The organism is Thermoanaerobacter mathranii subsp. mathranii str. A3 (assembly GCF_000092965.1).
GTDB lineage: Bacteria > Bacillota > Thermoanaerobacteria > Thermoanaerobacterales > Thermoanaerobacteraceae > Thermoanaerobacter > Thermoanaerobacter thermocopriae.
Genome location: NC_014209.1, coordinates 1,651,370 through 1,671,684 on the forward strand (window position 1 = coordinate 1,651,370; position 20,315 = coordinate 1,671,684).

Consider the following 20,315-nt stretch of genomic DNA (forward strand, 5'->3'; position numbering starts at 1 on the left):
TTTAATGATGATGTTCGTGTTTTTCACAAGGACTGTTAGAAGATATCAAAGTACCATTGATGTACTTCTCTGCCACTTCTGTAGCATTTCCTTCAGCGCCAGTTATTACATCTATTCCATAACTATCAAAAAGCTCAATAGCACTGGTCCCCATTCCTCCAGAAATTATACAATCAACTCCTTTGTCTTTTAAAAACTGTGGAAGAAACCCTGGTCTATGACCGGGATTAGGTAAAAAAGTAGAGTCTTTTATTTTACCATTCTCCACATCAAAAATCCAAAAACCTTCACAATGTCCAAAATGCATTGAAACTTCTTCGTCTTCTGAAGCAACAGCAATTTTCATTTACTTTCCACCCCTTCATCTAAAATTTCTTTAATCCTAAGCCACATTTTATAAATTTGCTGGTAAGCAGTACTGTCAGGATAACTACTTAAGCTTTGTAAATTTTTTAAAGCTTTAACAACTGTTTCATCAAAATCTATTTTCCCAACAACCACAATTTTGTTTTCCTCACAATATTTTTCTATTTGTTGTGATACTTCTTTATTTAAATCCCATTTATTGACACACACCACGGAAGGAACTTTAAAGCTTTCTATCGCTGACAATACTCTCTTCATATCAGCAAAACCAGAAAGTGTAGGTTCCGTAACAATTAATACTAAATCAACACCCGTAGCAGAAGCAAGGACAGGACACCCTATCCCTGGAGTGCCATCAATTATCAAATACTCATCGCTCTCATCACTTACTTCCTTCGCCTTCTTTCTCACCTCTGTCACCAATTTCCCTGAACCATCTGCTCCAGGAAAAAGCTCTGCATATACTACTTTTTCTCCCGACTTTGTCTTGGCATATATCACATGGCCTGTTTTTTCCTCTACCAATTTAATCGCTTCAACAGGGCATTTATACATGCAAAGGCCACAACCTTCACAATAATAAGGATTTACCTCAAAATTTGAAATAGCGCCAAACCTACAAAGTTCTTCGCAAAGTCCACATTCAATACATTTGTCTTTGTCAATTACTGCTGTCTCTTTGCCGTAAAAGTCTTGTTTTTCTATTATTTCTCCTTGTAAAACTATATTTAGGTTAGGAGCTTCTACGTCACAATCCGCCATAATCTTATTTTTAACAATGGTGCTCAAAGTAGCGGCAACTGTAGTCTTCCCTGTACCACCTTTTCCGCTTAAAATTGCCAACTGCTTCATTTTTTTATCAACTCCAATGCATCAGTTGTCAACTTCTCAAATATTTCTTTTACCTCTTCATCAACCTCAATCAATAATTTCCCTTTTGAATAGGCCTCTGCAAACTCTTTTTTAAAAGGAATCTTCGCTAAAACTTTTATCCCTTCTTTTTCGCAGTATTCCTCGATAATATTGTCTCCTTCCCCAGATTTATTAATAACAGCAGCCATAGGAATGCCCATCTGTTTTACAAGCTGCACCGCTAAGCCAAAGTCGTGCAAGCCATAAGGGGTAGGTTCTGTAACCAGAATACACAAATCGCTTCCTTCAATAGAATGTATAACTGGGCAGGAAGTCCCTGGCGGGCTATCCACTATTACAGGTCTATCTACATTCTCAATTAATTTATTAATCTCTTTTAAAATAGGCACTCCAGTGGCCTCACCATAATTTAATTTTCCGTCTATAAAATCTACGCTTTGGGCTTTGCCTTTCCTTATCGTACCAATAGGTTTATATTTTTCTACTATGGCATCATAAGGACACATCTCAAAACAAGCTTCACAGGAATGACATAAGTGGTCAAACACGAGAATTTTTTTGATTAATTTTGTCAAAGCTCCAAATCTGCAGGCTTTTACACACTCACCACATAATGTGCATTTGTCGGAGTTTATTTCAGGTATTATGACTTCAACCGTTTTTTCATCTTCTATTTGAGGATTTAAAAATAAATAGCCGTTGGGCTCTTCTACATCGCAATCAACATACACGCTATTATTAAAAGTTTTCGCAAGGTTAACAGAAACGGTTGTTTTCCCTGTCCCACCTTTACCGCTCAATACAGAAATCTTGACTCTTCTCATCTTTAATGCTCCTTTTAATGATGGTGATGTCCTTGATTTGTCGCTTCTGTTATCTTTTCAAGGTTTCCCTTTTTAAAAAGCTCTATGTTTGTTTTTACATCTCCCTCTACTGCTTTATAAACTGGAATTTCTGCTGCTTTAAATACTTCCATAGCGTTTGGCCCTACATTGCTTGAGATGAGAACTTGCACGTCTTCATCTATAAGAGTCTGTGCCGCTTTAGTGCCCGCACCACTGCTTTTGGCTACTGCAGCGTTGTCAATAACTTTATAATCCATCGTCTCACTATCAACTATAATAAAATATTGAGCTCGTCCAAATCTTGAATCCACCTTAGCTTCAAGTGTTTTTCCTTCTGAAGAAATAGCTATTTTCATATTGCATCCCCCATTTTATTATTGACATATGTTACTTACATTTATTAATATATTATTATTTTTGTCATATGTCAATAATTTATTAAACAAAAAGCACACTTAATAAATAAGCAGCCACTTGCGTGACTGCAACTTTTAAAACTAATTATTCCTCTTTTTTATCATCTTTTTTATCATCTTTTTTATCTAATTGGTCCAATCTTTCTTTTATATATTTTAATTGATCTTCCAAGTATTTTGCTTCAGCACTTAAAATATCTTTTTCGTCTATATTGGAGACAAGATATGGAGGATAACCAAACCATCCTCTTGCCCAGCCAGGAAGTCCTGTTAAATAGTACATGTGTCTAAATCCTCTTCCTCTGCCAAACCACCCAAAGCCTCTGCCAAATCCCCAATATGCTCCTAGGGGATTTAAATAACCAGGTACATTATATCCTGAACAATATCCTAAGCCTCTTCCTGTTCTTGGGCCTAATCCCATTGGACCTGTTCCGTCTCCTCTTGGCATATCAACCCCTCCTTTTTTTATTTTGGTCATATGACCATTATCTAGCTATATAATATCACTGTTTTGGACTTATGTCAATAATATTTTACCCAAAAAATTTTTTATTGTGGAATTTTTAAATCCTTTAATCTGTATACTAAGTAAAAACTACAAGGTGTAAATGCATTACATTTCGGTCATATGATGCGAAATAGTTGAGTTACTTTACGAGACAGGTTTCAAAAATTTCAATTTCTCTCAGACCATTTTTAAAAAACTTGATAAAATAAAAGAAAAAGAACCCGTAAGATATGGCTTCGGCAAAGGCTCCTTCATAGTAATAAGCGCTAAAAAGTGACATTTGAGCTATGTTTTTTAAAGCAAAGCTTTTATTACGTTATCTAAAAAATCCCCTTCTTCGGGTTGCAAGTCCTCTTTTGATTGTATTTTTTTTCTCAATGTACCTGATAAAACAATTTGCACAGTTTGATTTCTATCCACAATTATTGAGATAGGCTCCAAAGCTCCGCCAAGTATACCTAAAATAACCATTATCTGTGAAGGGGTTAAAACTCTCCTCTCTTTTTCATCTCCTCCTTTTCCACCTGTGTTATATTCTTCACCATTTTCCCTATTGCCTTTATCGCCATTTCCTCCACCTGCAACAGGATGTTCTTCATCTTCTTCGTTTTTATCCTCCTCATTATTTCCTTTTTGGCCTTTCCCTTCGCTATTTTCTTTTATTCCTAGCTTTAATAGCAAATCTTTCAGTTGGGATTCTAAACTACCTGATGAATACATGCTTTTTTCCTCCTATGAGTTTATGTCATATTGTTGGCAGTGGAAAAACTATTATCACTGGCTCTTCAGGTTTTGCATAACCCAAACCAAAATAAAGAATCAACAAAAGTGTAATTACAAGCAAATAAGCATTTAATCCTTCTTTTTCTTCTTTCATAGTGCTCACTCTTTTCACGAAATTTTATATACTCCTTCTTATATATGATTTTATAGTTTGTCCTGTGCTTGTACTGGATAATAAATATAGGCCTCCACATTATTGTGGAAGCCTATGCTTTGTCGCCTTTGTAAATTAAAGCCTCTTCGTCTACATACAGCTCACAAGGTTTATCTTCATTTTCAATTCCTTTTGAATCTTTTAAGGTCTCTATGCGATACATAGAAGACCTGTACCAATTAAGTCTTGGCTCTACTTGCACAAATTCATATTGTTTACCTACTGTATTTAAAAGATAATCCCAATTTACATAATGATTAAAGTCATGGATAATATCTGTCACTACCACTTTAAATTTGCTTGCTAAAATTTGCTGGAAAACATTCCACTTTTCCAATGAGGCCTCTATCAATGTCAGTCCGAAATACCCACCACACCCTTCTCTAGAAAGAGCAGAAATCCCTCTTCCTATGCAAATTTCCAAAGCCTCTACTGTTTCTGGCGGGTCAGTAATAAAAGTATCAAAATACCCTACATATTCCTCTGGTAATTTGTCTCTAAAATCATATTTTATAGCTTTTATAGGTAAATTATGTTTATTTGCTATCTCATTGATATACCCAACTAACCTATCATCTATTTCCAACACTATAATCTCAGTTGGCATGCCCGAAAGTCCTGCTGCTATACTTACAAGGTCATCATCGCCTAAAACTAAAAGTTTCTTTCCTTCTAAATCTCCTCTTTCAGCCATGAGAGCTATTCTACCCATTACCGTTTGTGTCGTAACAAAACCTTGGTCATAATCACTAATAGCTTTTGGACGATTTGCTGTCACTTGGTCAAATTTTTTAATCAAGTCTTCTAATTTAGAAAGATTTATTCCTCTTCCTTCACAATGAGGGCAAGTATATGTTCTTGTTGGAGCAATTTTAAGGTTATCCAGATATTCTAAACCTTTAGAATTAAACTTTATATCTCCACTTTTGTCAACTTCCAACAGATTTTTTTGACGTAGTATCTCAATTATTTCTGCTACAACCGAAAAAGGTTTCTGAGATAAGGTTATAATCTCCCAAAAATGCGGAGTTGCTGCAGCAGCTGATAATATTTTCTCTACATCTTTTGAGGAAGTCATAACCCCTGTTTTTTGGTAGATTTGGTGTGCTATATCTTGTAGATTTTCCATCCTCTCACCCCCATACTAGTATTGCTACAAGTTTTTTACACCTTCAAAATACCATACAGGGGTATATTCCATTTGAGTCAATATTTAGGCCAGCACATAAATTATACATTTAATTCAATAAAAAAGTCAAGAGAGGTCAAAATTAAGTAGTCTCCCTCTCCATCAAAGTTACAGGCAAAATATTTTCTTTTTCTACTTTTTCTCCATCTATTTGGCGTAACAAAAGTTCAATAGCTTTTCTTGCTATTTCTTTAATTGGTTGTCTTACGGTTGTTAAAGATGGAACTACCAAATTAGCGACATTTATATCATCATAACCTACAATTTTCAAATCTTGAGGTATTTTTTTATTTAACTCTTTAGCCACACTTATTACAGAAGCAGCAATTAAATCGCCACTGGCAAATATACCGTCAATGTCTGGATGTTCTTTAAAAAGGCCTCTTACTATTTTTTTATATTCTTCTATCTCAAACCTGTTTAACTTTGTTTCTACAACAAAATACTCAACATTCTCTTGTGTTGCTACCTCTTTGAACGCTTTATAACGATTATTTGCCGGTGTATTCAAAATCAATGGGCCGCTTATGTGAGCAATTTTTTTACATCCCTTTTGTATTAAAAGTTTTGTAGCCAAAATTCCACCTTTATAATTGTCTGAAGCTACATAAGGTATATTGGAATAATATCTATCAATTGCCACAATAGGAAGTTTCACATTTAAATATTGCTCTGCTTCTAAGGTATGACTGCCAATAATTATACCATCAACTTGATGCCTTTTCAGCATATCTATATACTCTTTTTCCTTGCTACTATCTTGCCCAGAATTGCACAACAAAATTTTATAACCTTCTTGATAAGCATAATATTCTATATAACCGGTCAATTCTGCAAAAAAAGGGTGCGCTACATTGGGAATTAATAAACCTATTAAATAGGATTTTTTTCTGTATAAGGACCTTGCTAACTCGTTAGGCTGGTAATTTAACTCTTTCATCGCCTCATAGACTTTTTTTCTCGTTACCTCGCTTATATAACCTCTGTTATTTAAGACCCTTGATACAGTCGTAACTGTAACTCCTGCTTTTTTCGCTACGTCTTTTATAGTTGGCATGTCTATCACCTTCTATTACTACTTTTTATCTCCTCTTCTATTATACCTTTATCGTAATTACAATTAAAGTCTTCATAATGGCATATTTTACAACGATTTTACACCATGTACTAGTAAATATTTTACCTCTTCTAACGTTGGCATTGCAGGAATTGCTCCTCTTTTAGTTGTACACAGGCCACCGGTAGCATTAGCAAATTCAATAATTTTTTCGAGTTCTTGAGTTTTTATTTTTTCTAAAGGATAATTTATTTTTGATATATTATAAAGAACTCCTCCTAAAAATGCATCTCCAGCTCCTGTTGTATCTACCACATTTACACGATATGCAGGTATATGTCCTGTGCCCGATGTATGTCTATAATAACAACCTTTTGCTCCTAAAGTTACTAAAACTAGTTTTATCCCCATATCAAATAATATTTTGCTGCCATATTCCAAGTTTGATTCTCCAGTTAGAAATTGTAACTCTTCTTCAGATAATTTCACTATATCTGCATATTGTAATCCCAAAGCCATTTCTTTTTTCGCAACAGTTTCATTTTTCCATAAAGGTGGTCTCCAATTAGGGTCATATGAAATAATTTTTTTATTTTGTTTTGCATATTCAACAGCTTTCAATGTGGCACTTTTTGAGGGTTCATCTGTCATAGATAAAGACCCAAAATGAAATATTTTTCCTTTCTCTATTAAATTCAGGTCAATATCTTCTTCTTCCAACATCGTGTCAGCTCCCGGATTTCGATAAAAAGTAAAACTTCTGTCTCCTTTGTCATCAAGATGTACAAAAGCAAGAGTTGTATTTGCTTTTTTAGTAAATTTTAAACCATCTGTGTTAATTTGATTATTTTCAAGTACTTTTTTTAAAAAATATCCAAATTGGTCATCACCTACTTTACCTATAAAAGCACCTTTTCCTCCTAATTTTGTAACAGCAGTTAACACATTTGCAGGTGCTCCCCCAGGATTCATTTCAAATAGTGTATTTCCATTATCAGAAAACCCTGCAGGAGTAAAATCAATCAGCAACTCACCTAAAGCTACAACATCATACATTATAATCACCCCACACAGATTTTATTTTACACTGTGGTAACGCCCACTTTAAATTTATCAATAAATTTAATCTACAATAATATCCCATTTATTTAAATAATTAATTTTGCATTCCCCTTTGGAATATACAGATATATTTACCGAATCTTTGCTAGGATATATCCTTCCACTCATTACCTTTTCCCCATCATTAATAAATATCTCAACTGAACTTACATCTACAAATACTCTGAGTTTAAGTTTATTATTTTTTAAAGCTACATTTATTTTCCTTTCTCCTTTAGGTCCTATACCTGATTTATTGCGGTCAAATATAAATAATGATTCATCTCTTTTATATGATAAAATAGTTTCTTCATTGTCTCCTTTTCTTATTTTTAAACCAAATTCCTCTGCTTTACCCCCCTCAAACTCAACTTCAAGTTCATAACAGTCACCATATGTGTCTAACTTTTTTTCTCCATCTATCATTAAGTTTGTAAGCTTATAATGATTTTTTCTGTAGTTTTCTATTTCTTTAATCGGCCTAAAATATAATTTACCATTAGCCATTAAAATTTCCCTTGGTAATGTCATGGCTCCAGCCCAATTATGGCCTCTTTCCTGTGTTGGCATAACTTCCCCCCACATATCCATCCATGCAACCATAAGCCTTCTTCCGAATTTATCACTAGTAGTTTGTGGAGCATAAAAGTCAAATCCATAGTCAATCTGTTGATAACCATCAATATCAAACTTAAATATCCCTTTGTTTATGTCTAAATCTCCAATAAAATATATAGATGAGTGAGTACCATTAAAATCATTCCCTCTAGTCTTTATATGTTCTGTAGATACCATCAGTACATACTTACCTTGTAATTCAAATAAATCAGGACATTCCCAATTGTAACCTGTGTTTTCATTCCCTCTCGCAAGTATATTTACAAAATCCCAATCTTTTAAATTTGTTGATTTATACAATAATACCTGCCCGTGTCCCTTCCCATCATTTGAACCTAACATCATGTAATAATACTGTCCGTTCTTAAAAACTTTAGGGTCTCTAAAATCCTTTTTACTTGCTTCTTCTGGAATCTGCTTTTCTCCAATTACAGGATTTTTACTATATTTTACGAAATTAATACCATCTTTCGAGTAAGCCAAATTTTGAACCTGCTTATAATCTTTACTCTTATCAGGTCCTGTATATATGTGTCCAGTATACAGTAAACATAACATATCGTCTTTTTCAATGGCACTACCTGAAAAACACCCATCTTTGTCAAAATCATCTCCCGGCACTAACGCTATTGGAAGATAAGTCCATTTAACCAAATCCTTACTAATCGCATGCCCCCAATGCATTGGACCCCAAATTGCTTCATAAGGGTTGTGCTGATAAAACAAATGGTAATTACCTTTGTAATATATAAATCCATTAGGGTCATTAATCCAACCATATTCACCCATTAGATGGTATTTCAATCTATACTGTAAATTTAATCTACTCTTATTTGCTTGAATATACTTATTTGCATCATTTATATTTTTAAGTTCCAATTCTACTACCTCCAGACCTTTATTTTATTGAACCCTTTAAAACGCCTTCTATAATCTGCTTTTGCATTAGTAAATATGCAATTATTACAGGAATTGTAGCTAACATAAGAGCTGCCATAGCAGGCCCATATTCAATCGTGTAAGTTCCATAAAAATAGAAAACAGAAAGCGGTAAAGTTCTCTGCTCTGGCGCCATGAGTACTAAATATGGCAATAGAAAGTCATTCCATATCCACAAAATATCCAATATAGCTATTGTTGTTGTTACTGGCTTCAAAAGTGGAAAAACAATTGTAAAAAAAGTTTTAAGCTGACCGGCTCCATCAATCATAGCAGCTTCTTCTAATTCCAGTGGTATACTCTTTATAAAACCGTGATACATAAATACAGCCAAAGATGCACCAAAACCTACATACATATAAATCAATGCCCATTTGCTATTCATCATGCCGATAGAACCATATATTTTTACAAGGGGTATCATTATCCCTTGAAAAGGAATAATCATAGATGCCACCATAAAAAAGAACATAAACTGATTAAATTTCCACTTTTTTCTCACAAATATATAAGCGGTCATTGATGACAGCAATGTAATCAAAAATACACTAAAAGCAGTTATAATCAAAGAATTCAAAAAAGCATGCATATAATTCATTTTTGTGAAAGCATCAATGTAATTGCTTAAATTCAGCGCCGACGAAAGCTTGAGTGGATTTTGGAGTATTTCCTTTCTCTCTTTAAAGGAATTAATTAAAACTATAAAAAATGGAAATATATAAAGCACCAAAAAAACACTTAAAGCAAAAAACTTTATGCCGTTAAGTAGGCGATTATTTTTTTCCATTAGTTTTCCACCTCCAGCTTTTTGCTAAAATACACTTGAAGCAACGTGACAGCCGCTACCACAAAAAAGAGAAAAAACGCCTCTGCTTGACCAATACCATACTGTTGACTTAAAAAAGCAGTGTTATATATATGAAGAGATATGAGCTCGGTGCTTTTGTAAGGCCCTCCATTTGTCAAAGCCAAGTTTATGTCGTAAACCATAAACCCTCGTTGTAAAGTCAAAAAAACACTTATAGTAAAAGAAGGCGCCATTAATGGAAGTATTACATTTTTTAATCTTTGATAAAAATTTGCACCGTCTATACTTGCCGCCTCTAACAAATCTCTCGGTATATTCATAAAACCTGAAATATATATTACCATCATATAACCAGTATACTGCCAAACTGTCACAATAACCAAAGCCCAAAAAGCTTTGTCAGGATCTGATAGCCAAGAACCTGAGAAAATTGGTATATTATATGATTTTCCCAAATATACTAAAATGTTTGAAAAAATAAATTGCCATATAAAACCTAACAATATTCCGCCTATCAAATTTGGAGTAAAAAACCCTGCTCTAAAGAAATTTTGACCTTTTACGCCACTCGTTAACATATAAGCCAAGAAAAAAGCTATGACATTAATTAATATTACTGTGAAAAATACATATTTTAATGTCAATAAAAAAGATGTCCAAAACACTTTATCATTAAACGCTTGTAAATAATTTGAAAAACCTACAAAAGCATGCGTAGCAGAAATACCATTCCAATCAGTAAAAGTTAAATATATTCCATATAAAAACGGTAATATTATTACTGTGAGAAAAGCAAAGGTAGTAGGTCCTGCAAATATCAAGTACGTTTTGAGTTTAGCCAATAAAGTTTTCTCTTGATTCACATTCATATCCTCCTTCACTTTTATATTGAATAACGGATAGACAATAACATTCTATCCGTTATTCAATCAAACCTTACATATTATTGAACATTTTTCCAATAATTTTCTATTTCATCAATCAAGCCTTTTCTGTCAATTTTGCCTGCCAAATACTTTTGCATTGAAGCTCCTAACTTTGACCAGTGGTCTGGTGGCAATATAGTATTAAACTCTAATTTTAATGTATTACTTTCCTTCATATATTGTCCTATAGATTTAGCCAAAGGATCTTGTGGCTCTAATGTTATATTTTTAAAAGCAGGTATAACATTGGCTTTGTTCACAAGAGCATCCTGTCCTGTCTGGCTGTAAACTAACCAATTCAAAAATTTCTTAGCGGCATCCTGTTGAACAGCATTGTTCTGTGTCTTATCTATTCCTATAAACTTCGATGGGCCTACAGCTATCTGTGAATTGCCATAATCCCCAGGATTATTGCTTATGGGCACAGGTATAAAGCCGTATTGTTCATTTGCAGTATCAAATTCTTTTATCTGTGGCCATGCCCAATTTCCCATAAACCAAAATCCAACTTCACCTTTACCAATAAGCTCTGGTCCTCTATCATAAGTCGGAGATAATGGATCATTTTTATCTATGTTGTACTTTTTCATCATGTCAAAAGTATCCATTAAACCATTAAACACTTTGTTATTTGCCAAATCAACTTTTCCAGCTTTTAAGTCTGATAAAAATTGAGCTACTTGTGCAGGATCTTTCGATTGAGCAGCATACGCTATTGTCAGAAAGTGTGCGCCTAAAGACCAATTCATTGGAGAAATTTCTAAAGCTTTGACACCAATTGCTTCTACTTTTTTAAATGCTTCTTCCAAAGCATCTCTCGTCCTTATAGAACTCGGATCAAAGTTTCCACCATAAGCTTTATCTAATACAGCTTTGTTGTAAATGAGCCCATACCCTTCAACTGCAAATGGGAATGCTATAACCTTCCCATCTACTCTGGCTACACTTAAAGTCCAATCGATCGCATCCTCAACCCATTTTTCTCCGCTTAGATCTAAAAATTTATCTTTGAATTTTGCTATATCACCCGGATCCAGCATCGCCATTGTCGGTGCATTACCAGATGCATACATAGCGGTAACCTTTTCAAAAGGTGACTGACCAGCCGCTGCAGGAATAACTTCTACAGTAATATTTGGATTTTCTTTTGTAAAAACTTTAGCTGCCTCTTCTAATTGAGCCTGAATTTCCCCCTTAGAATTTAGCAAAGTAATTTTTACAGTCTTTGTTGCCGTGACAGTACTATTACTTTCTCCATTATTGCTGCCTTTTGTATCACAGCCTGCCATGAGCGAAAAAACCAATGCAAACGTCAACATAATGGATAAAATTTTTCTTTTCATGACAATCCCCTTTCTTTGAAATCTTTTTAACTTACTTTTATTATACTTGATTAATTTTTATATGTCAACCGTTTGACATAAATTTTTTGATAAAATGTCAACCGTTTATAATACGGTTGACATTTTTGAAACTTATTAATATTATAATATCTTGCTATTTTATTAATTTGTTCAACTAATCGTTCTACCTTTTCTTTTTGGGAAAATTCAAATCGTGACTTAAAAACATTAGAGCCAGATTTAACTATCAGTAATTTCAAAAGAAATCCTAATCATAATAACCACCTCTCAATAATTTCAATGCTCTTTCAATCGAATCCTTGGAGTCATACCATGGTTCATCATGAAATCTATAATCAAATTTTGTTATAAACCATTCAAGGTCATTTATATTCTTTTCAATTGCCGCTTTATTTATTTTAAATATTTTCTCAATTTGTGGTGTAACATCCTTTTTAGCTTCCATAAACATATTTAGGTGATGAAAACACAATTTAGACAGCCCTTCACTATGCTTTTCAACAAATTCTTTATCAGCATGTAAAATATCTATCAATATATGCATCTGGTATTTATCTCTTTCACTTAAATAATCACAAACAAGGCATTTGTTTTTTGTTTCTTTTTTCCTTTTTTTCTTTAAAGATTTTCCTTTCTCCGTAATTTGCTGTAATTTATAAGTGACGTTCTCTTTTAATGCAATTGCCAAACCCAATTTATCATATGAATTATTCAATAATTCCAAATGATAATGGCAGAAATTTGTCTCTCTTATTTTGACATACATTTCAGGGTCTTTTAAAACCTCATCTTCAAACAAATGCTCACAATAGGCTTTTTCTTCGTCTTTTATAATCTTGCATATTGGACAACCTCCCTTATATTTTTCAAAAACCTCATACAATGGAATAAATTCTAACTTCATGCAAATCCCATCCTTCCTTCTATTGTCAAGATAAACAAAAATGGCTTCTACGAATGCGCGTAGAAGCCATCAGCCTTCACGGCAATTAGGTGAGCTTCATCACCTTATTCTACTTTTTATTTCCTATAATAATTTATATATTAACAAAAATACAAGTGAAAAGGCTACAGGTTAAAAACTGTTTTTAAATCTACGTCAAACCATAAACTTTGCATATTTTGCCAACCAAATAATTTTACAGCTTTAACTACTCTCTTGTTTATATATCTCAATACCCTCTTTTAAAATATTTTCAAGCAGCTTATCATTATGCAATCTTCCAACTTCAACAATATCTACTTTATAAATCCCTACTGCTTCATCCACTTCAAAATAAAGCTCAGGGCTTAAGTCTTCTTCACTAAATATTGCTATATCAATATCTGACGCTGGTTTAAAGTCTCCTCTTGCACGAGAACCATAAATAACAACTCTTTTTATTTGCGGATATTTTTTAAATATATCTTTGAGGGAATCAATTAACTTATCACTAAGCCCAAATTTCATTATCAAATTCCACCTTCAATAGTTTTTGCCAAACTCTCAAGATGTTCCCAATAGAAATTTTTAATACGGTTGTAAATTTCAATCGCTCCTTCTTGATTATAAGTATGGCTTGAAAGATTCCTGTCTCTTATCATCGAAAGCCACACTTCACCATCCTCAACTATACCTGTTGCAAATGCCTCTTTAAAGATATCCCTTGGAAATTTAACATCATTACCACCTTTGTATTCTATAAATGCTTTCATCAGTTTCCACGCCAGTTCATAAGTAAACTCAAACCGCTTAATAACAGAATCATACACATATTGGTTTACTTTTTCCTCTTTAAGAGCTTCTTCTAAACGTGAAAGAGCTTTTTTATAATTACTGAGTTTCTCTCTTAATCTTTCTTCTGTCATAATAATAAAAAACCTCCATTAAAAATTGTAATAAAATACCTCACAAATTGCTAAGCATTTAATCAAGCAAAATCATTTTAATCCTTTTTATATAATTATACCACACAATATCTATGGTATAATTATAATGTATAAACAAAATCCTTACAAAAAGGGGTTAGAATAAAATTGACATCATATGTAAAAAAACGAACCTTTATCATATTTATCTTTTTCACTATCATGATTTTCGCCCTTATTGCAAGGCTTATATGGATACAGGGTATAAACTCTTCAAAACTTGCCATGGCAGTCGAAAGGCAAAGTACTGCTGATATCATATTAAAGCCTCAACGGGGCAATATTTATGATGTAAACGGGAATATCCTTGCCTGTAATGTTCCAGCAGGAGATGTATTTGCGGCTCCTAAATTTATAAAAAATCCAGAAAAAGCTTCAGAAGAACTTTATAAATACTTAAATATAGACAAGGACTCACTTTATAAAATTCTTTCAAATAAAAACTCAGAATGGGCTGTACTTGGCAGGTCCATTCCTCTGGAAAATATCAACAAAATAAGAAGTCTTAACATACCAGGCATATATGTAGAAGATACTTTTATGAGAAATTATCCCAACGGCAAAATGCTATCACAAGTATTAGGTTTTACAGGAATTGATGGCAACGGTTTGTATGGCCTTGAATATTCTTTAGACAAATATTTAAGTGGTGTACCTGGTCGTGAAATCACTCTTGTGGATGCAGAAGGTAGAAAAATAGGAGTTCCAAGCAAGTTTTACAAACCTACAAATGGGAATAATATTGTCCTCACAATTGATTCTGTAATACAAAGCTATACAGAAAAAGCTATAAAAAATGGCTATGAAAAGTATAAACCGCAAGATGGTATAACAGCAATAGTTATGAATCCAAAAACAGGTGAAATACTTGCAATGGCTAACTTACCTGATTTTGACCCAAATAATCCGCAAAAGGTACCTTCACAGGAATACTGGAGAAATCCTGCAGTATCGGATATTTACGAACCTGGTTCAGTATTTAAAGTAATAACTGCTTCCGCAGCATTAGAATCAGCTGTAGTTACACCAGAGGAAAAATTCCATGACCCTGGCTATTATGTAGTAACCGGTAGAAAAATTAGAAGTTGGACGGTTTTAGGAGACATAACTTTTTCGCAAGCTATTGAAAAATCAAGTGATACCGTTTTTATCCAAATAGTTGAAAGATTAGGTGTTGATGCTTTTTATAAATACATAAAAGCTTTTGGCTTCGGTTCCCCTACCGGAATTGAGCTTCCTGGCGAAGCCAGTGGAATGATTTTACCAAAATCAAAAATATATCCTGTGGACCTCGCTACTATGTCCTTTGGCCAAGGAATTGCTGTAACTCCAATCCAAATGATTACAGCTTTTTCCGCCGTGATAAACGGTGGCAACCTCATGGTTCCATATATTGTAAAATATATCGAAAACGGTGATAAAATAATTAAAGAATATAAGCCTCAAATAGTTAGACAAGTTATCTCTAAAGAAACTTCCGATACAATGAGACATATACTTGAAAAAACAGTGACAGAAGGTACTGCTCAGGCAGCACAAGTACCTGGCTATACAGTAGGTGGAAAAACAGGTACAACGGAAAATTATGCTCCAGGAAAATACATAGCCTCGTTTGCTGGATTTGCTCCAGTCGAAAACCCAAAAATTGCAGTACTAGTTGTTGTTAAAAATCCAACACAAAATGGTTATATGGGAGGAGAAGTAGCCGCGCCAATAGCCCAGGAAATATTAAGAGATACTCTTAGATATTATGACACAGTAAAAAAGTAAAAATAATTCCCCTTACTTTTGTTGTACCAACTGATTTACACTATTTTTTATTTCCTCTGTTATATCAAAAGCATTTTTGTTATTTTTTATTCCTTCTTTTATTTTCGATATCACTGTGTTGTTTATTTTTCCCCATCCTTCAATTTGTGGGATGGCATTTGTATATTTAGTAGCTAATTCAATTACTTTCATTTTGTCATCTTCAATAATTTTATCTTTTTTAACTGGTACATAACCTAATTCAATCGCCTTTTGTTGGTCTTCTGTAAGAAACTTTATAAATTTATACTCCATCTCAAGTTTTTTTTCATTTTTTTCCTTCTTTATGCCATAGGCATATATTTTAGGTGATAAAGTTAATGGTATGCCACTTTCCCCTTCGGGGTACATTGCTACATCAAACTCAAACAGTTTTCCTTTTGACTGTAAATTTTTAAGTTGTGCTATTTTATAGCTCTCCTCTACTAATACAGCAGTGTTTTTAGTAGTAATAAAGTCTTGCCACAACTTTTCTCTGTCTCCCTCAAGTGAGACAGGATTGACAACCTTATATTTATTGAATAAATCCAAAACTTTTTCCACTCCTGAAACGGCTTGAGGCCCAAAAAAAGAATACTTTTCTTCGTCAAAAACTCTCGCACCATCTAAAAGTAAAAACCCCCACAAATTATAATTATCAGGTGTAAGAGAAATACCTAATCCATAAAAGAATTTTTTATCCTGTTTACCTTCACTATAAGTCAATTTTATCATACTATCCATAAATTCTTCGTAATTCCACTCACCGTTTTCAGGAAGTTTAATTTCTTTTTCATAAAACATATCCACATTTAAAAAAAGCACATTAGTATACATTCCCAAAGGCATACCATAAATATTGCCTTTATACTTTAAAGCATCAATAACACCTTCTTTGTACTGTTTTTTTAATTCTTCGTCAATGTATTTAGTGATAGGGCTTAAATAACCATTTGAAATAAAGTAAAAGTCTGCACCAACAGGTAAAATATCTGGCAAAGAACCCTCTTTAGAAGAATTAATCAGTTTTTTATATCCGTTTTCGTATGAAAGAGGCTCAAAATCTATGACAACACCCGGGTATTTGTACTGAAAGACTTCTATTTTTCTTTTTATAAATTCAAATCCTCCGGGATCTTCTATTGATGGATGAGGAAAATCCCAAAAAGTTATTATCCCTCTAAACTCTTCTTCTTCATGTTTTTTGTCTTGCATTTGTCCTTTTTCATAAAGATTCATGTAATAAGGCCAATATATAAGAAAAAATATCACTAGCAAATATAACAAAGTAGTAAAAGGCTTTCTCACATTTACCACCTCTTACTATCTATATTCTCAAAATTACTCTTAAATAACTTAAAAAGCAGGATAGATTTCCTAATTCTACCCTGCTTTTTTATCAATTCATATTTTGAGCCCAGCTTTTCTCCAATCCTCTTTGAACCTTTCTATTCCTGCATCTGTTAACGGATGTTTTACCATTTGCATAAGCACCTTATACGGTACTGTAGCTATATGTGCACCTAGTTTTGCTGCCTGTAAAACATGTATAGGATGTCTTACACTTGCAGTTATTATCTCTGTATCTATGTCGTAATTATTGAATATCGTAACAATATCCTCAATAATCTGCAAGCCATCTGTATTTATATCATCAAGCCTTCCTACAAAAGGACTTACGTATGTCGCACCTGCACGAGCTGCCAGTAATGCTTGATTTGCTGTAAATATTAACGTCACATTTGTTTTAATTCCTTCTTTTGAAAGGACATTTACTGCTTTTAGCCCTTCAGCCGTCATAGGAATTTTTATTACTATATTTTTATGTATCTTTGCAAGCTCTCTTGCCTCTCTAATCATGCCCTCACTGTCATCACTTATAACTTCTGCACTTATAGGACCATCTACAATTTGAGTAATTTCTTTTACTACTTCCTTAAAATCTCTTCCTTCTTTAGCAATAAGAGATGGGTTTGTAGTAACACCTGATATTACACCTAATGCATTAGCTTCTCTTATTTCGTCTACATTAGCTGTATCAAGGAAAAACTTCATATTTACCCCTCCGTTATTATTTTATTTATTTCTATTATATATCTAATTTTCACAAATTAAAAGGCATCTTTTATCTTGTGGAAATTAAGGGTTATTCATTTTTAAACTGTACTTAAAAATTTTTTAACTTTTTCAAATAATTTTTCCACAGGAAAATTTATATCTTCTGCAAGTCTTAATATTGTATAATTTTTTCTTATTTCTTTAGCATTATTTAACATATCGTAAAGTAAAACTTCATTTACTCCTATTTCATTTAATTTAGATGGAGCACCTATTCTCCGTAATAAATCCCGAATGGTTACTGCCTCAGGAACATTTATTTTTACCCAATTTCTCATATGTCCCCACTTTTCAAGTATCCTCTCTTGTCTTTGTTTTCTTTTTATCTCATCTATATAAAAATAATTTAAATTACTCAGCACTTCGTTAGCTATAGCACCATATGCATTTTTTATCCTCGCTTCAAATTCGTCACGATTTAGTGAAAGTTTTTTTGACATAAACTTTTTAATATCGTCTACTGTAAATGAAAATATGTAATGATAAATTTCTGAAATAATAATGCTTGTTATGCCGACTTTTGTCCCATGAAGATGGTATTCATTTTTAGATAATATTTCTTTCATCTCTAAATAATGTGATAAGTGATGTTCTGCGCCAGATGCAGGGCGAGAATTGCCAAATTTAAGCATTGCAATTCCTGAAATAATAAGTGCCTCCATCAATTCTTTAATCGATTTTTTGTCTCTTCTCAGAATTCCTGTCGAAGCATCAACGCATTTATTTATCGATTCCTTTACCATAGCTGCTATGTCATCTGAATAAGTTTCGCCTGTTATTACACTGCTTATATACCAATCTGCAAGAGAAGTATATTTCCCAATCACATCGCCAAAGCCAGCTGTTATCATCTCATATGGAGCTTGAGAAATTATATCAATATCTCCTATTATAATCTCAGGATATATTGCTGAGTATGTCCGCTTAAAACCTTTGACAATTAAAGGCGAAACAGAAGAGGCATAGCCATCCATGGAAGGTGCTGTTGCAACAATTCCATAAGGCTTACCCACTTTAAAACTTACAAACCTCACTAAGTCATTTATAGTTCCTGAACCAACAGCTAATAAAAATTCGGTATCTTTGTCTAAGTTTATAAGAACTTCTCCTAAGCTATATTCATCAGGTATGAGTAAACTGTCACGTTCTAACACACACTTGGTAACAAAAAAATTGTTACTTTCTAATCGCTCTATTATCTCTTTTGCGGCTACTTTATAGGTATTATTATCACAAACGATCATTATTTTAGAATTTACACCTATTTTATTGATTATGGGCGTTAAATCATTAATTGCTCCTTCTTTTATGACAATTTCTTTTATAGGCATTAAATTTTTCATACTTTCACTTCTTTCGCTTCAATGCTTTTAGCTGATGTTCTTATTTTTAATTCAGGTTTCACACATATAGTTATAGGATTTTCAAATGCTTTATTTCCCATTTCCATCAGTTTAAACAACGCTTTTGCAGCTTGTCTTCCCATCTCTTCTTTAGGATGAACTATTGTAGTTAATTTAATATCCGATAATACTGCATAATCAGAATCATCAAACCCTACAATTGATACATCATTTGGTACAGTTAAACCCAAATTTCTTAAAGCCTCTATCACCCACATTGCAATTTGGTCATTGTAGCAAACTATAGCTGATGGCTTGTCACCTGTGCCTTCAAATATTTTTTTGACCATTTCTTGCGGTTTAGTTCTCATTTCTTCAGTTGTATACCATACAATATTATCTTCTCTAATTTTTATGCCGTATTGTCTTAATGCTCTAATATACCCTTTATATCTATTTAATCCTTGATTATCATCGCTTTTAAATATGCCTAAAATATTACGATGACCTAATTGTATAAGATGCTCTGTAACAACAAAGCCTCCTCCTTCATCATCTTGGATGATATATGAAGGTTTTAATTCTTCATAATAACTATTTATAAAAATATACGGAATTCCTCGCCTTTTTAACTGCTCAAAATAGTCAATATTTATATGGGGAAGGGCACTTTTCGTCGGTTCAATAATAACTCCTTTAATATTTTTTGTCATAATATTTTCTAAAATATCAATTTCTTTTTCGATTTTATTGTTTGTATTATATAGTAATATTGTATAACCTTCTTTTGTTAAAACTTGGTCAATACCTTTTATTATTCTTGGAAAAATATAATCACTTACATATGTGGTTATTACTGCAATATTTTTGTCGTCTATTTTCTTTATCACAGACCTGTCAGCACAAAAAGTGCCTACTCCTTGCTTTCTGTAAATCCATCCTTCATTTTCAAGTTCGTCGAGCGCTTTTCTAACAGTATGCCTGCTCATGTTAAACTTAGCTGCGAGTTCATTTTCAGTAAAAAGAGGGTCATGAGCATTTAAGTTGTTCTCGACTATATACCTAATTATAAATTCTTTAAGTTGCTGATATTTAGGTAAATTTTCTGCCACGATTAAACATCCTTCCCGATTATCAAGAATAGTTTTTAAAAAATTAATTTCCGCATATTATTATAACATTTTTATTTTTCATCTTAAATATAAATA

At 33.0% G+C, this 20,315-nt stretch carries 22 protein-coding genes and 1 riboswitch; of the genes, 1 reads left to right on the forward strand and 21 read right to left on the reverse strand.

The features are described from left to right. Window position 1: 1 nt before the first annotated feature. The 17 genes from TMATH_RS08335 to TMATH_RS08410 form a co-directional block, all read right to left on the reverse strand. Window positions 2–346 (reverse strand): NifB/NifX family molybdenum-iron cluster-binding protein, encoded by a 345-nt coding sequence (locus TMATH_RS08335; protein ID WP_012995648.1) that lies wholly within the window; start codon window positions 344–346, stop codon window positions 2–4. Further along, the gene (locus tag TMATH_RS08340) at window positions 343–1,218 is read right to left on the reverse strand and encodes an ATP-binding protein (RefSeq protein WP_012995649.1); all 876 of its coding nucleotides are present in this window, start codon (window positions 1,216–1,218) and stop codon (window positions 343–345) included. Before TMATH_RS08340 ends, TMATH_RS08335 begins: the two co-directional genes overlap by 4 nt. Continuing rightward, on the reverse strand, window positions 1,215–2,063 hold the full coding sequence (locus tag TMATH_RS08345) for an ATP-binding protein (protein ID WP_012995650.1): 849 nt from the start codon (window positions 2,061–2,063) through the stop codon (window positions 1,215–1,217). Before TMATH_RS08345 ends, TMATH_RS08340 begins: the two co-directional genes overlap by 4 nt. A 14-nt stretch (window positions 2,064–2,077) precedes the next feature. Then, the gene (locus tag TMATH_RS08350) at window positions 2,078–2,440 is read right to left on the reverse strand and encodes a NifB/NifX family molybdenum-iron cluster-binding protein (protein ID WP_012995651.1); all 363 of its coding nucleotides are present in this window, start codon (window positions 2,438–2,440) and stop codon (window positions 2,078–2,080) included. A 145-nt stretch (window positions 2,441–2,585) separates the two neighbouring features. Next, window positions 2,586–2,951, reverse strand: coding sequence for a DUF5320 domain-containing protein (locus TMATH_RS08355; RefSeq protein ID WP_013150609.1), 366 nt, complete (start codon window positions 2,949–2,951; stop codon window positions 2,586–2,588). A 354-nt stretch (window positions 2,952–3,305) separates the two neighbouring features. Beyond that, window positions 3,306–3,731: a hypothetical protein gene (locus TMATH_RS08360; RefSeq protein ID WP_012995653.1), complete on the reverse strand. Its 426-nt coding sequence runs from the start codon at window positions 3,729–3,731 to the stop codon at window positions 3,306–3,308. Window positions 3,732–3,756: 25 nt separating this feature from the next. Then, complete coding sequence (locus TMATH_RS11920) at window positions 3,757–3,906, reverse strand: hypothetical protein (protein WP_154653780.1); 150 nt, start codon at window positions 3,904–3,906, stop codon at window positions 3,757–3,759. Between the two features lie 94 nt (window positions 3,907–4,000). Continuing rightward, on the reverse strand, window positions 4,001–5,077 hold the full coding sequence (locus tag TMATH_RS08365) for a bis-aminopropyl spermidine synthase family protein (protein ID WP_013150610.1): 1,077 nt from the start codon (window positions 5,075–5,077) through the stop codon (window positions 4,001–4,003). Window positions 5,078–5,219: 142 nt separating this feature from the next. Next, on the reverse strand, window positions 5,220–6,194 hold the full coding sequence (locus TMATH_RS08370) for a LacI family DNA-binding transcriptional regulator (RefSeq protein ID WP_012995656.1): 975 nt from the start codon (window positions 6,192–6,194) through the stop codon (window positions 5,220–5,222). A gap of 87 nt (window positions 6,195–6,281) precedes the next feature. Further along, entirely contained in the window at window positions 6,282–7,250 is a 969-nt protein-coding gene (locus TMATH_RS08375) for a carbohydrate kinase family protein (protein ID WP_013150611.1), read from the reverse strand. 66 nt (window positions 7,251–7,316) lie between these two features. Further along, window positions 7,317–8,792 (reverse strand): glycoside hydrolase family 32 protein, encoded by a 1,476-nt coding sequence (locus tag TMATH_RS08380; protein ID WP_013150612.1) that lies wholly within the window; start codon window positions 8,790–8,792, stop codon window positions 7,317–7,319. Window positions 8,793–8,811: 19 nt separating this feature from the next. Then, window positions 8,812–9,639, reverse strand: coding sequence for a carbohydrate ABC transporter permease (locus tag TMATH_RS08385; protein WP_012995659.1), 828 nt, complete (start codon window positions 9,637–9,639; stop codon window positions 8,812–8,814). Next, complete coding sequence (locus TMATH_RS08390; RefSeq protein WP_013150613.1) at window positions 9,639–10,523, reverse strand: carbohydrate ABC transporter permease; 885 nt, start codon at window positions 10,521–10,523, stop codon at window positions 9,639–9,641. The genes TMATH_RS08385 and TMATH_RS08390 overlap by 1 nt, the downstream gene beginning before the upstream one ends. Window positions 10,524–10,603: 80 nt before the next feature. Beyond that, window positions 10,604–11,929, reverse strand: a complete 1,326-nt coding sequence (locus TMATH_RS08395; protein ID WP_013150614.1) for an ABC transporter substrate-binding protein — start codon at window positions 11,927–11,929, stop codon at window positions 10,604–10,606. A 268-nt stretch (window positions 11,930–12,197) separates the two neighbouring features. Beyond that, window positions 12,198–12,854, reverse strand: coding sequence for a DUF6062 family protein (locus TMATH_RS08400; RefSeq protein ID WP_012995661.1), 657 nt, complete (start codon window positions 12,852–12,854; stop codon window positions 12,198–12,200). A gap of 53 nt (window positions 12,855–12,907) precedes the next feature. Then, window positions 12,908–12,967, reverse strand: a riboswitch (Fluoride riboswitch). Between the two features lie 130 nt (window positions 12,968–13,097). Further along, complete coding sequence (locus TMATH_RS08405) at window positions 13,098–13,400, reverse strand: nucleotidyltransferase family protein (RefSeq protein ID WP_013150615.1); 303 nt, start codon at window positions 13,398–13,400, stop codon at window positions 13,098–13,100. Window positions 13,401–13,402: 2 nt separating this feature from the next. Further along, complete coding sequence (locus TMATH_RS08410) at window positions 13,403–13,798, reverse strand: nucleotidyltransferase substrate binding protein (protein WP_013150616.1); 396 nt, start codon at window positions 13,796–13,798, stop codon at window positions 13,403–13,405. 168 nt (window positions 13,799–13,966) lie between these two features. On the opposite strand from TMATH_RS08410, the gene TMATH_RS08415 reads away from it, so the two are divergent. Further along, complete coding sequence (locus tag TMATH_RS08415; RefSeq protein WP_028991879.1) at window positions 13,967–15,628, forward strand: peptidoglycan D,D-transpeptidase FtsI family protein; 1,662 nt, start codon at window positions 13,967–13,969, stop codon at window positions 15,626–15,628. A gap of 12 nt (window positions 15,629–15,640) precedes the next feature. On the opposite strand, the gene TMATH_RS08420 is transcribed toward TMATH_RS08415, so the two are convergent. The 4 genes from TMATH_RS08420 to TMATH_RS08435 all read right to left on the reverse strand — a co-directional run bounded on the left by TMATH_RS08420 (window position 15,641) and on the right by TMATH_RS08435 (window position 20,219). Next, window positions 15,641–16,954 (reverse strand): ABC transporter substrate-binding protein, encoded by a 1,314-nt coding sequence (locus TMATH_RS08420; RefSeq protein WP_013150618.1) that lies wholly within the window; start codon window positions 16,952–16,954, stop codon window positions 15,641–15,643. A gap of 96 nt (window positions 16,955–17,050) precedes the next feature. Then, window positions 17,051–17,701, reverse strand: a complete 651-nt coding sequence (gene fsa / locus TMATH_RS08425) for a fructose-6-phosphate aldolase (RefSeq protein ID WP_013150619.1) — start codon at window positions 17,699–17,701, stop codon at window positions 17,051–17,053. A 101-nt stretch (window positions 17,702–17,802) separates the two neighbouring features. Continuing rightward, entirely contained in the window at window positions 17,803–19,107 is a 1,305-nt protein-coding gene (locus TMATH_RS08430) for a sn-glycerol-1-phosphate dehydrogenase (protein ID WP_013150620.1), read from the reverse strand. After that, entirely contained in the window at window positions 19,104–20,219 is a 1,116-nt protein-coding gene (locus TMATH_RS08435) for a GntR family transcriptional regulator (RefSeq protein ID WP_013150621.1), read from the reverse strand. The genes TMATH_RS08430 and TMATH_RS08435 overlap by 4 nt, the downstream gene beginning before the upstream one ends. Window positions 20,220–20,315: the final 96 nt, after the last annotated feature.

Coding starts and splice junctions, on each gene's coding strand:
- TMATH_RS08335 (WP_012995648.1), bottom strand. CDS start 346: ATGAAAATTGCTGTTGCTTCAGAAGACGAAGAAGTTTCAATGCATTTT.
- TMATH_RS08340 (WP_012995649.1), bottom strand. CDS start 1,218: ATGAAGCAGTTGGCAATTTTAAGCGGAAAAGGTGGTACAGGGAAGACT.
- TMATH_RS08345 (WP_012995650.1), bottom strand. CDS start 2,063: ATGAGAAGAGTCAAGATTTCTGTATTGAGCGGTAAAGGTGGGACAGGG.
- TMATH_RS08350 (WP_012995651.1), bottom strand. CDS start 2,440: ATGAAAATAGCTATTTCTTCAGAAGGAAAAACACTTGAAGCTAAGGTG.
- TMATH_RS08355 (WP_013150609.1), bottom strand. CDS start 2,951: ATGCCAAGAGGAGACGGAACAGGTCCAATGGGATTAGGCCCAAGAACA.
- TMATH_RS08360 (WP_012995653.1), bottom strand. CDS start 3,731: ATGTATTCATCAGGTAGTTTAGAATCCCAACTGAAAGATTTGCTATTA.
- TMATH_RS08365 (WP_013150610.1), bottom strand. CDS start 5,077: ATGGAAAATCTACAAGATATAGCACACCAAATCTACCAAAAAACAGGG.
- TMATH_RS08370 (WP_012995656.1), bottom strand. CDS start 6,194: ATGCCAACTATAAAAGACGTAGCGAAAAAAGCAGGAGTTACAGTTACG.
- TMATH_RS08375 (WP_013150611.1), bottom strand. CDS start 7,250: ATGTATGATGTTGTAGCTTTAGGTGAGTTGCTGATTGATTTTACTCCT.
- TMATH_RS08385 (WP_012995659.1), bottom strand. CDS start 9,639: ATGGAAAAAAATAATCGCCTACTTAACGGCATAAAGTTTTTTGCTTTA.
- TMATH_RS08395 (WP_013150614.1), bottom strand. CDS start 11,929: ATGAAAAGAAAAATTTTATCCATTATGTTGACGTTTGCATTGGTTTTT.
- TMATH_RS08400 (WP_012995661.1), bottom strand. CDS start 12,854: ATGAAGTTAGAATTTATTCCATTGTATGAGGTTTTTGAAAAATATAAG.
- TMATH_RS08405 (WP_013150615.1), bottom strand. CDS start 13,400: ATGAAATTTGGGCTTAGTGATAAGTTAATTGATTCCCTCAAAGATATA.
- TMATH_RS08410 (WP_013150616.1), bottom strand. CDS start 13,798: ATGACAGAAGAAAGATTAAGAGAGAAACTCAGTAATTATAAAAAAGCT.
- fsa (WP_013150619.1), bottom strand. CDS start 17,701: ATGAAGTTTTTCCTTGATACAGCTAATGTAGACGAAATAAGAGAAGCT.
- TMATH_RS08430 (WP_013150620.1), bottom strand. CDS start 19,107: ATGAAAAATTTAATGCCTATAAAAGAAATTGTCATAAAAGAAGGAGCA.